This is a genomic window from Botryobacter ruber, assembly GCF_003347595.2.
In the GTDB taxonomy this organism is placed as follows: Bacteria; Bacteroidota; Bacteroidia; order Cytophagales; family Hymenobacteraceae; genus Pontibacter; species Pontibacter ruber_A.
In genome coordinates this window covers 21100-33114 of record NZ_QCZK02000020.1, presented here as the reverse complement: position 1 = coordinate 33114, position 12015 = coordinate 21100, and the positions used below count along the sequence as shown (strand labels likewise).

At 47.2% G+C, this 12015-nt stretch carries 6 protein-coding genes; all 6 read left to right on the top strand.

Translation table 11 applies throughout. From position 1 onward, the window contains the following. Nucleotides 1-6 precede the first annotated feature (6 nt). The 6 genes from DCW36_RS04385 (at nucleotide 7) to DCW36_RS04360 (ending at nucleotide 11786) form a co-directional block, all read left to right on the top strand. Entirely contained in the window at nucleotides 7-1464 is a 1458-nt protein-coding gene (locus DCW36_RS04385) for a glycosyl hydrolase family 28 protein (RefSeq protein ID WP_205702872.1), read from the top strand. 235 nt (nucleotides 1465-1699) lie between these two features. Then, the gene (locus tag DCW36_RS04380) at nucleotides 1700-3091 is read left to right on the top strand and encodes a hypothetical protein (RefSeq protein WP_114782964.1); all 1392 of its coding nucleotides are present in this window, start codon (nucleotides 1700-1702) and stop codon (nucleotides 3089-3091) included. A 318-nt stretch (nucleotides 3092-3409) separates the two neighbouring features. Further along, entirely contained in the window at nucleotides 3410-7111 is a 3702-nt protein-coding gene (locus DCW36_RS04375; protein WP_125185444.1) for a DUF4979 domain-containing protein, read from the top strand. A 459-nt stretch (nucleotides 7112-7570) separates the two neighbouring features. Next, nucleotides 7571-8113, top strand: coding sequence for a hypothetical protein (locus DCW36_RS04370; protein WP_114782962.1), 543 nt, complete (start codon nucleotides 7571-7573; stop codon nucleotides 8111-8113). A 242-nt stretch (nucleotides 8114-8355) separates the two neighbouring features. Next, nucleotides 8356-9624: a sugar MFS transporter gene (locus DCW36_RS04365; RefSeq protein ID WP_114782961.1), complete on the top strand. Its 1269-nt coding sequence runs from the start codon at nucleotides 8356-8358 to the stop codon at nucleotides 9622-9624. 239 nt (nucleotides 9625-9863) lie between these two features. Then, on the top strand, nucleotides 9864-11786 hold the full coding sequence (locus tag DCW36_RS04360) for an alginate lyase family protein (protein ID WP_205702871.1): 1923 nt from the start codon (nucleotides 9864-9866) through the stop codon (nucleotides 11784-11786). Nucleotides 11787-12015: the final 229 nt, after the last annotated feature.

Below are 12015 nucleotides of genomic sequence, written 5' to 3'. Positions count from 1 at the left end.
CGTTCAATGCGGCTATTACTACTTTTCGTTTTCTGCACGGTTCTGGTTAAAGCTAACCCGGTGCAGGCCCAAACCAGACTGCAAACCTACACCGCTCCCAAAGGTGCTTTGTTGAATGATGATTTTACTGTGAAAGTGCGGATACCTGGTCAGAAATGGCAGGACCTTCCTGAGTACCTGGTAAAGGTGGATGAAGTAGTGAATGCCAAGCACACTGTTAAAGATGCTTCCATGGCTTCGTTTGATTTTTCGGGTAAAGTGGAAGTGATGGTTACCTATAACAAAGGTGCCATAGAAACGGCCAGGATTCGCCCGCTGTCCTACGGCATTCAGCATCAGGTGGATAAGAACAACCTGACTTTCACGCTCGACCAGCCCCGAAACCTTTCCGTTGAAGTCAACGGAGATATTTTCCATAACCTGCATCTGTTTGCCAACCCCATGCTGGAGTTCGTTCCCAAAAAGAACGACCCCAATGTTATCTTCTTTGGTCCGGGCATACATGAATTCAAGGACCAGAAATTTAATGTCCCATCCGGCAAAACAGTTTATATTTCCGGAGATGCCGTATTACGCGGACAGCTGCTGATTCACGACGCGCGGGATGTGAAGGTAATTGGCCGGGGTATGGTAGAGCACACGGTGAAGATGGGGGTGCACATTGCCAATTCCCAAAATGTGCTGGTAGAGGGAATATTTTTAACGCAATGCGCCACAGGTGGCTCCGACAATGTAACGCTTCGTAATATTAAAAGCATCAGCTACTATGGCTGGGGCGATGGCCTGAATGTATTTGCAAGTAACAACGTGCTAATGGATGGTGTGTTTTGCCGCAACTCCGACGACTGCACTACCGTGTATGCCACCCGCAAAGGCTTTGTTGGCGGCAGCAAAAATATAACAATGCAGAACTCCAGCCTTTGGGCCGATGTGGCGCATCCTATTTTTATCGGTATTCACGGCAACTCAGTTAATCCCGATGTTATCGAGAATCTGAATTATGTAAACATTGATATCCTCGACCACAAAGAAGCGCAGATAGATTACCAGGGTTGCCTCGCTATCAATGGGGGAGATAATAACCTGATTCGGAACGTCCGGTTCGAGGATATTCGGATAGAGAATTTCCGGCAAGGCCAGCTCGTCAACATCAGAATTTTCTACAATCCAAAATACTGTACGGCACCCGGAAAAGGAATTGAAAATTTACTGTTTAAAAACATCTCCTATACCGGTAACAATGCTACCTTGTCTATCATAGCAGGTTACAACGAAGAAAGAAAAATAAAGAAAATCGTTTTCGAAAACCTGAAGATAAACGGAGAAATCATCCATGATAAAATGAATGGAAAGCCCGCCTGGTATAAAACCTCTGATATGGCAGGATTATTTGTAGGCGAGCATGTGGAGGAGGTTTCCTTTATAAATACTGAAAACAGGAATACAGAAAACTTACTCAAGTAAAAAGCTAATCAGTGCTTTGAATACGCGCTTCTCGTAAAATATTCCTGAGCATCTCAAGAGGTGTAGGTACGCAAGCAGCAGCCGTCTTGCAAAATTATCTTTAAAGGCTGTCTAAAATGTGGTTACAATAACTCTATGATGATAGGTGTTATTGTACCCACACTTTCATTTAGTTATAACCGGTATTGCAATCCTTTAAAGTTAGCCATACAGATGGCTTTTATCAAATAATCAAATGACAGAACAAAACAGAAGAATCTTCCTGCACCTCATTACCTTTATAGTTGCCGTAACGTTCCCGCTCCTGGCGCAGGCCGAGAAGGTAACCATTGCCAGCGTGAAAGAGCTGGCAGATTATGCAGCGAAAAGCGGCAACACCGTTACCATGAAACCTGGAAAGTACAAGCTCACCGACTACCTGCCCCTGGAGACCATGGCTGCACGACGCGAACGGAAGGAATTCCAGTTCATCACCTTTAGTGGCAGTAACAATGCGTTTAACCTGGAAGGAGTGGAGCTGGAAGTGGATACGGAACTGCGCACAGCACTCAAGCCACCAATCCATACAAGCGAGTTCGTTATTTCGGGCAACAGCAACACACTCAGCGGCCTTCATATTACCTGTATCGGCAACGGAACTTCTCCTGGCGGTGCTTTGCTGGAAATAGCCGGAACTGGAAACACACTGCGAAATACTAATTTTTTAGTTCGGGGCTCCTTTCCCTACGGCTACGGCGACTTGTTCGGAAAGGGAGGGCCAGACGTCATCAGGCACCAGAAACACAGTGGCGTACTTATTACCGGGAGTAACACGCGGCTTAATGGTTGCAAGCTTTACATGAGATCGTTTGGCCATGGTTTCTATATCCAGAAAAATGCGGGAGAAATTTATTTTGAAGATTGCTACGTGGAAGGAGAGTCCCGGTCTACCGATGATATTCTGAAAGAAACCTCCGGTCCGGCTGTTGACGTGCAATTCCGCACCTGGACCAAGAACCGCGAAGGAGAATACATTGTGACGCCTGGCTATATGAAATCTTTGTGCGAAGATGGTTTCCGGACCTATAATAACAACAAGAACATCAGTTTTAAAAATTGCACGGCCAAAAACACCCGCGGCGGTTTTGAGCTTAGAACCAACGGCGGCATCCGACTGGAGAACTGCACCACCATCGGCACCGAGCGTGCCTATTGGGTAGGCAACGATGCCGTGGTTATCAATTGCAAAGGCGATGCAAATTACGGCCCGCTTCTGTTTGTAGAAGGTAGCAACGTGCATGTGGAGATGGAGGTAGTACCTTCTGAGTCGGATATGAACGTGCATGCGCTGGCGACCATACAGGGCAGCAATAACACGGTAACCCTGAAAGCTGCGAAAGGAAAGAACCGAAAAAAGCCGCTGCCCATCCTGATTGGCTACACCCATCCCGAACACGGCGAATCTATGTCGCCCTACGGTGAGGGAGAAACCGCGAACCTAACCTTTTGCAACGAAACCACCATGCCGGTAGTTATCGGCGAGAAAGCCAGCAACAGCACCATCGCAACACGCGGCCCGGTGCAGGAAAACAAGGGCAAGAACAATACAGTTAAAAAACTTACAAAAGCAGGCGGGGCGATACAGTAAGAAGTCTGTAAGCACCGCAATTAGTTCTTCTCCCTAGTATCAGGAGGAGAGGCAATGGTGGCAGCTGCAGTCATATACTGAACCCTTAGTTGAGGAAGTAATTTGAACCCGGTAGGTCTTTGTTGGCTTACCGGGTTTTTATTTTTAGCTCTCTGCTAAATTTTTTTGTAGGAGTTGTCTAATCCTTTATTTATCAGACTCTATGAATATGTCAGCTGATTACTAATGTTAGTTAACAGGTGAACGCAGCCATTCATTTCTAAAGTAAATAATTTCAGATTCTATCATTTTAATTTAAACACAAGGTTGTTCAAAATTATGAAACACTTCAACTTTACGTATTTATTTTGCTTTATGTCGTTGCTCCTGTTCCAGGGCAATGCTTTTGCTCAGGAGGGGCTCCTGAACGATGATTTCTCAACGGGCAACAGCTACAACTGGAAACCGAATACCGCAGGGGCTACAGGCGCAGTAGTCAATGGCCAATATGTAGTTACCATGGCCGGACCGAATACCTCCGGAAGATACAGAGGTGACTTTATGAAGCAAGGTGGCGTCACTTTCCATGCCGGCGATTATCCTATTGTTGCCGTTAAAATGAATAAACCGCCCCGTTCTAATTGCTTTTTCGATACCAGCCTGGGTGCATACAACAACACCAATAACAACCAGACTGTTATTCAGACGCCCACAGGTAACATTTACTACTGGGATTTGTCTAAAGGCAAATTAGGCACTACCACTTTGCCGCTGGACCAGCCCACAGTGCTATCCCTGTTTCAGTTTAAGGTCGCTGATGTAGTCTTAACACAGGAAGAATTGGCAGCAAATGATATTTCCTATGAGGTAGACTGGGTTAAAACTTTTTCTTCGGTGGAGGCTTTGCGGGCCGCTGCAGGCGTTGTAGCTCCTCCGGTTTATGAGTTTACAGGACAATTCAGCCACCCCGGCCTGCTCCATAATACAACAGACCTGGCCAGAATGAAGAATATGGTAGACAATAAATTTGGCAGGGCCTACAAAAGCTACGAACTGTTGCTGCTGTCGGATAAGTCGTCGGCCACTTACACGATGAAAGGTCCCTTCGAAAATCTTTCCCGCCAAAATGGAACCGTGAAGACCGGTGTTGAAAGTGACTTTATGGCTGCCTATTACAATGCCCTGATGTGGAACATTACCGGAAACGAGGCACATGCTTTAAAGTCTTTGGAAATAATAGATGCCTACTCAACCACCATGAAAAGAATAGTGGACGGCGACGCAGAACTGAATGGTCTTTATGGTTTTATGCTGGCCAATGCGGCTGAACTGATGCGCTATACCTACACCGGCTGGTCGCAGGACAAAAGTCAGCAGACCGAAAGCATGCTTCGTTCGGTTTTTTATCCGGTACTGCAAAACTTTAAGCCCTGCTCGCATGGCAACTGGGATATCATTTCGATGAAAGCCATGATGGCCATTGCCATCTTCAGCAACGACAAAACGATGTACAACAAAGTGATAAACTATTTCTACCACGGCGAAGGTAACGGCAGCATCGACCATTACGTGGTGTCAGAAGCAGGGCAGCTTCAGGAGAGCAACCGTGACCAGCCGCATACCATGCTGGCATTAGGCTCTCTGGCTGAAATGGCCGAGATAGGATTAAAACAGGGCATCGACCTGTATGAGGCGTCGAACAATGCCATTATGCGTGGCTATGAGTATACTGCCAAATACAACTTAGGAAACGACGTTCCTTACCAGACCAGTTACGACTATTGCGAAAAGAATTTCCCGGACTACAACCCGGAAGCCATTTCGTCAGTGGGAAGAGGCCAGTTCAGGGCTGTATTTGAAATCGCTTACAATCATTATGTTTTCAGAAAAAGCAAGGAAATGCCTTTCACGCTGGAGGTACTTGGCAAAATAGGACCGGAAGGAGCACCTTTCGGAGCTGATAACCCAGGTTACGGTTCGCTGTTCTTTTACCTGAACCCGGAAGCTGAATACGAATGCCCCACCTGCGAAGAGCCGCAAAATCCTAACGAAGGTTTGCTCGATGACAATTTTACCACCGGCACCGATGGCTGGAAAGCTGTCACAGCTGGTTCAACTGCTGTTTCGGAAAACGGGCAGTTAAAAGTTGCCATAGTGACTCCGGTTGGCGGCAAGGGCAGAGGCGATATGCAGAAAAATGGCACGACGCTGCACCCGGGCAACTATCCGATACTGGCCATCAAAATGAAAAAGCCGCAGGTAGTTAACATGACCCTGGATACCAACCTGGGAGCTTACGGCGGCGGCGCCAACAAGTGGACCGGCAAGATTGGCGACGACATTTACTACTACGATTTGACCAAGCCTTTTGGAGGAGACAAATATCTACCTACCACCATAGCCACTACCCTGCAAACCTTCCAGTTTAAAGTTGCCGACATCACCTCCGGCGAAACCAACTATACCGTGGATTGGGTGAAAACAGTAAAAAGCCTAAACGACCTGCTGGCTTTCGACCCGAATACTGGTTTGCTGAATGACAACTTCACAAGCAGCACTGATGGATGGAGTCCTGCTACAAGCGGCGCCACAGCTGTTGCGGAAAACGGACAGCTAAAGGTAACGTTGGCCCAGGCTAGCGGCAAGGGCAGGGGCGATATCAAACGAAATGCAGGCGCGACGCTTTATCCAGGCAACTACCCCATTATCGCCATCAAACTGAAGAATCCTGCTGTTGTGAACATCACACTCGATACGAACCTGGGTTCATTCGGAAATGGCAGCAACAGGCACACCGGCAAAGTAGGGGATAATATTTATTACTATGATATGTCTAAAACCGGTTTCGGTGCCGGCGGCACTAAACTTACGGACCCTACTGCTTTAACCTTGTTCCAGTTTAAAGTTGCTGATATTACCTCAGGCGAAGCAAATTATCTGGTAGACTGGGTGAAGACGGTAAAAACGGTGGAAGAATTACAGAACTTTATTGCACCACGCTACCAGTACATCACCTTCCCTGCTTTGGCAGAGATGAAAGTAGGAGATGAACCATTTGCATCGGCAACAGCCAGTTCAGGTTTAGCTGTAACATATAGCAGCTCCAATACCGGTGTGGCAACCATTGTAGACGGAAAAATTAACTTAGTAGGAGCAGGCACTACCACCATAACAGTCACGCAGGTAGGCAACAACACTACTTTTTATGCAGCCGAAGCTGTTTCAAGAACACTTACGGTCGTAAAAAGAGAGCAGACCATTACTTTTGCAGCCTTAACCGACAGAAGCCTGGGCGAAGCTGATTTTGATGCAGGAGCCACTGCTTCTTCAGGCTTGGCTGTTAGCTACACCAGCTCTGATGCAACAGTCGCTACAATTGTGAATGGAAAGGTGCATCTGGTGGGAGTGGGAACAACCACCATTACAGCTGCGCAGGAGGGTAACAATGCGTATCATGCCGCAACAGCCGTATCTCAAACTTTGAATGTGATAGATACTACGCCGCCAACAGTGCCCATTGGTTTAACATCCACTAAACGCAAAGGTCGCTCGGTAGAACTTATCTGGCAAGCCGCTACCGATAATGTAGGCGTGACAGGCTACGAAGTGTATCTGGATGGTACGCTGGTTGCCACGGTAACAGAAACCTCCTATATCACAGAATATCCAATCGGGAATAATATGTATGTTTTCACTGTGAAGGCAATCGATGCAGCCGGTAACAGGTCAGCAGCAAGCGAAGGAGACATTGTTGCAAACGGCAAAGCCTATGCTAGTGCTGCCGCTGATGGCGATGTAGTATTAGTCTATCCCAATCCGAGCAAAGGTGATTTTCAGGTACGGGTAAGTACGGAGGAAACAGGTACGGTATCTATTTATATATATGACAGCTATGGCAACCTGGTAACCAGTACCTCTGATGTGAAATCAACACCAGTGTATGAAAAAGCCTTCCGCTTACTGCTGGTGAGCAAAGGTGTATACAGCGTGAAAACAGTAATAGGAAACACCGTTATAACAAAATCATTGTTACTGGAATAACTTCTGCTAAAGGAATAAATTGATGAAAGAGGCTGGCCGTTTTTGCGGTGCAGCCTCTTTTTTATGTAGTTTGCCAAACCTGGTTCTGCTGCTAAAATTAAGGATACAACCCCATTAAAAATGTTGCTGCTGCAGTCACCAAACCCACTGCTCCTGCATGCCTTACATTACAAAGCTTTGAAGTGCCTCTTCCTGTTGCTTTCCTTGAAGGGCTTTACCCGGTTTGGTGAGATTTAAACTTTGCCTGATAAAGAAACAACTGCCTGTCCAATAAAGACAGGTTAGTGTCTCTATAATAGTAAATAGGCAGCAATAAACGTTAGGGTGGAGGTATTAGGGAATTAAAAGTTTGCTGTACATGCCACTACTCCCTTTCCACATGATTTTGCTTATAGACATCAAACGAAGTACAGCTTAGTTAGTGAAGCTGATACAGGATAACTTTAAAACAGAAGGCAGATGAAGACGATGGAAATTCCCGCACAAAGATTTTTAATTTCAGAGGATGCATTACCAGCACTGGATGCGAAACACCAGACCATATCCTCAACCATTTCGTTACTTTTTTTCAAAGCACTTGTGGCTGTAAAAGATGTGCTGCATAAGTATAAGAAGCTAGTATTGGTGTTACCGCAACAGGAGCACTATCCTATTTCTATTTTGCAGGGTTTCCTCTACTTTAGCATACATATTCATAAGAAGTGTGTGATAGTAGATGGCTTGTCAGAAGAACAACCTGCTCCGGGCACACTCTACATCACACTGTCAGAAGCCGATTTGGCAGACCTGATAAAAACAGCCAGATGCCAGGGGTATACCATCGGAGAGGAGCTTGATGTCCTTTCACTCGGCGATACACCCATAAAGCGATACTTGGGCATTTCAGTTATCACAACTGGTGTTAACAGCTTAGTTGAAGGTGTCGGTTTTCCAGACGCATATGGTTGTAGGCAAGAATGGGTGAGGGAGCCTTTCACCATCATCAGACGAGATTCATTTTAAGTTCCCGCTGAAAAGTAAAAAAAGGTTGAATAACTGTCCAAATACAGGCAAATAAGCCTCTACAGGAATAGGAACAGGTGTAAACAAAACGCCGCCTTCTTTTGATTTGATTTTGGTTGAAGCTTTTGCCAGATAAATAAAGACTTTATATTTATTGTTCAGCAAAGCATACCGCAACGAAGAATGCAATTACAGGAATTAAGATAATAAAGAATCGTAGTATAGCTAAATTTTCATCTTTTATGTTACAACCAGTCACTGCTCCCAGAAGTGGACAAATAGCTCAGCAAGCCAAGTTCACGGAGCGAAAATACTTAACCACGTTTATATTTGTAACCTCGCTGTTTCTGCTCTGGGGGTTGGCTATTACCATGGGCGACGTACTGAACAAGCACTTTCAGAACGTATTAGCTGTATCTAAATCTGAATCCGGGCTGGTGCAGTTCTCTATTTTCGGAGCCTATTTCCTGATGGGGATTCCGGCCGGACTTTTCATGAAGCGGTTTGGCTATAAGAAAGGGGTATTGTTGGGGCTGTTCCTGTACGCCATCGGCGCCTTTCTGTTTGTGCCGGCAGCAGGTGCACAATCGTTCGGTTTTTTCAGAATAGCCTTGTTTATCCTGGGTTGCGGATTGGCAACTTTAGAAGCGGTGGCGCATCCGTTCATCGCCTCCCTCGGCGACCAGCGTACCAGCGACCAGCGCCTGAACTTTGCCCAGGCTTTTAATGGCTTAGGAGCCGTAATAGGACCCGTAATTGGTGGTTATTTCCTGCTTCGCACGGGTAGTGCAGGAGAACTGGACTCTGTTAAAATTTTATATGCCATCATCGGTTCTGTTATTACGTTGCTGGCCATTGCATTCTCGTTTGTAAAAGTGCCTCCTGTAAACGATGCCCATGCCATTAGTACCGACACTTTTGAGGTGCCGATGGATGCGGAAGTGCTGCATCCGCCTAAAAAGTTGTTCCAGCACCGCCACTTTGTTTGGGCCGTAGTCGCGCAGTTCTTTAACGTAGCGGCACAAGCAGGTACCTGGGCGTTCTTTATCAACTATGGCGAAGAGAAAATGGGCTTGTCGGCAGAAACGGCTGCTTATTATTTCGGGTTGATATTCATGGTGTCGATGATGGTGGGCCGCTTTGTGGGAACTTTCCTGATGCGGTTTATTGCCCCTAACAAACTGCTGGCATCCTATGCGTTGGCTAATATTCTGATGTGCGTGATTATTGCGCAAAGCTGGGGGATGGTTTCGTTTGTGGCGCTGCTCATGCTTAACTTCTTCTTCAGTATCATGTTCCCGACCATCTTCAGCTTAGGTTTGAAAGATTTAGGAAAGCACACCCAGCAGGCTTCTTCCTTCATCGTAATGGGGGTAGTTGGTGGGGCAGTGTTTCCACCAATTATGGGTCTGGTAGCGAACAAAGACGTGGGTGCAGCTTACTACCTTCCTATTATCTGCTACTTTATCATCTTCCTGTTTGGAGCTAAATTTTATAAAGTAAGAAAATAGTTTGCGTGCCGGTATCAGGCAATGCTGGTGCTAGCTAGCCAGTGAAGGTAGTTTTACAATGAAGCCAATTGTAAGACTACCTTTATTTTTCGATGAATACAAATAACAATACAATGAACCTTCTAAAGCACCTTCTTCTTTTCTTCTTCTTTTGGGTTACTTCAGTTGCATCCTTACGGGCACAATCTCAATCTTTTACCCATCCCGGAATCCTGCACAGCCAGGAAGACCTTGACCGGATGAAAAAAGCAGTTGCCCAAAAGCAGGAGCCTATCTACAGTGGCTTTGAAGTTTTCCGGCAGAACCCTGTCTCGCAATATACTTATCAGATGCAGGGGCCAATGGAGATGGTTGGGCGCAACCCGACCGTAGGGCAGGGCGCCTACGACACCGATGCCAATGCCGCCCACCATAATGCCCTAATGTGGTATATTACCGGCGAAAAGTCCTATGCCGAAAAGGCTATCGCTATTGTGAATGCCTGGTCATCTACCCTCAAGTCCATTACAGGGCGCGATGCGGTGCTGATGGCGGGGCTGGGGCCATTTAAGATGGTGAACGCTGCTGAAATTCTCCGCTATACCAACTCTGGCTGGTCCGATGCCGACATCAGGCAAACCGAAAAACATTTCAAAGAAGTTATATATCCTGTTATTAAAGACTTTGCTCCCTTTGCCAATGGTAACTGGGATGCCGCTGCTATCAAAACCGTGATGGCCATCGGGGTGTTCTGTAACGACCGGGAGATATTCGAGCGGGCGCTGCGCTACTACGTGAACGGCCACGGCAACGGACGGCTGACCAATTACATCATCAACGAAGAAGGGCAGATACAGGAGAGCGGCCGTGATCAACCCCATACACAGCTCGGAGTGGCGATGCTGGCGGAGTGCTCCGAAATAGCTTGGCACCAGGGACTCGACCTCTATAGCTACACCGATAACCGCCTGCTCAAAGGCTTTGAGTACATGGCGAAATTTAATCTTGGAAATGAAGTACCGTATGCACCTGCATTAGACCGTACCGGAAAGTACATCCATCCGGAAATATCGCAGAAAGAAAGGGGAAATCTCCGGGCAGTGTATGAGCACGTGTATAACCATTATGTAAACCGCATGGGCATGGATGCTCCGTATACGCAGCAAGCTGCCGAGAAATTACGACCGGAAGGCCCCGGACGTCCGGGAGCCGACCATCCTGGCTACGGTACCCTGTTCTTTACCAGGCCAGCCGAAGATGCCGTTAAAAAAGCATCTGCTGTTGTTCCGGCAGCACCAGGAGCCATCGTTGCCAAAGGCTCCCCGCAGCATATCAGCCTCACCTGGGTAGCTCCGATAGGCGCAAACAGCTATACTGTAAAAAGAGCCACCAGAAGCGGCGGGCCTTTTACTGTTATCGCCAAGAATGTAGCGGCACCTGCTTATACCGACAAAACCGTGAAAGCCGGAACCGTTTACTACTATACCGTAACAGCCTCCAATGCCAAAGGCGAGAGTCCTAATGCTTATGAAACAGGAATCAGTGCCGGTTTGCCTTCGCCCTGGAAACACCAAAGTATAGGCGAGGGAGTGGTAGCAGGATGGACAGAATACAATGGCAGTAAGTTTACAGTTGAAGGTGCCGGTGGCAAAGCGATTGGCGGTACCAGCGATGAGTTACAGTTTGCGTATGTGCCACTGAAAGGGGATGGCGTACTGACAGCACAGTATGTGCCACAGGTAAGCTCACAGTATACACAATTGGGCTTGATGCTGCGGGACGACCTGAATCCGCAGGCTGCCCAGGTTTCCCTGCTGTTGGTGCCGGTGCATAAAACACAGAAAGAAGAACCCGGCTGGCAGGTGCAACTCATTACCCGAGATAAAGCAGGCGCAGAAGCAACGGTTCATGCTGCCAGCCTGAATCTTCCTGAGCCAACCGTAACACATTTCCGCCTGACGGGCCCCTACTGGCTAAAGCTGGAGCGCAAAGGCAGGACTATCACCGGCTATTCGTCGGCGGACGGCGAAAACTGGACTGCCGTAGGAACTGTACACACGCCGCTGAAGAAGAACCTGATGGCCGGTCTGGCAGCTGTGTCCGGACTTCCGACAGTTACGACTACCGTGCAGTTTGACCATGTAGTCGCCCCGGGGTGGAAGTCTGTCAGCACGACCAGATAAGCAAATTTTTAGCTGTACCTGCCACCAGTGTCATGGCACATGGCAAAACCTAAACTGCAGCTGTCACCACAGTCCCTGTACGGCTTCTTTTATGGCAGCAGGTAGAGGCATGTAAATAAACCTGTATACCCATCATTCTCATGAACATCAACAGACCTAAAATTAGAGCAGTCAGTTTCATTTTGCTTCTTCTCACAACAGCAATAGCCTGCACCAAACTGCCTTCCAG

Excerpts from the sequence above, each read along its gene's own strand:
- DCW36_RS04385 (WP_205702872.1), top strand. The coding sequence starts at position 7 with ATGCGGCTATTACTACTTTTCGTTTTCTGCACGGTTCTGGTTAAAGCT.
- DCW36_RS04380 (WP_114782964.1), top strand. The coding sequence starts at position 1,700 with ATGACAGAACAAAACAGAAGAATCTTCCTGCACCTCATTACCTTTATA.
- DCW36_RS04370 (WP_114782962.1), top strand. The coding sequence starts at position 7,571 with ATGAAGACGATGGAAATTCCCGCACAAAGATTTTTAATTTCAGAGGAT.
- DCW36_RS04365 (WP_114782961.1), top strand. The coding sequence starts at position 8,356 with ATGTTACAACCAGTCACTGCTCCCAGAAGTGGACAAATAGCTCAGCAA.
- DCW36_RS04360 (WP_205702871.1), top strand. The coding sequence starts at position 9,864 with ATGAAAAAAGCAGTTGCCCAAAAGCAGGAGCCTATCTACAGTGGCTTT.
- DCW36_RS04375 (WP_125185444.1), top strand. The coding sequence starts at position 3,410 with ATGAAACACTTCAACTTTACGTATTTATTTTGCTTTATGTCGTTGCTC.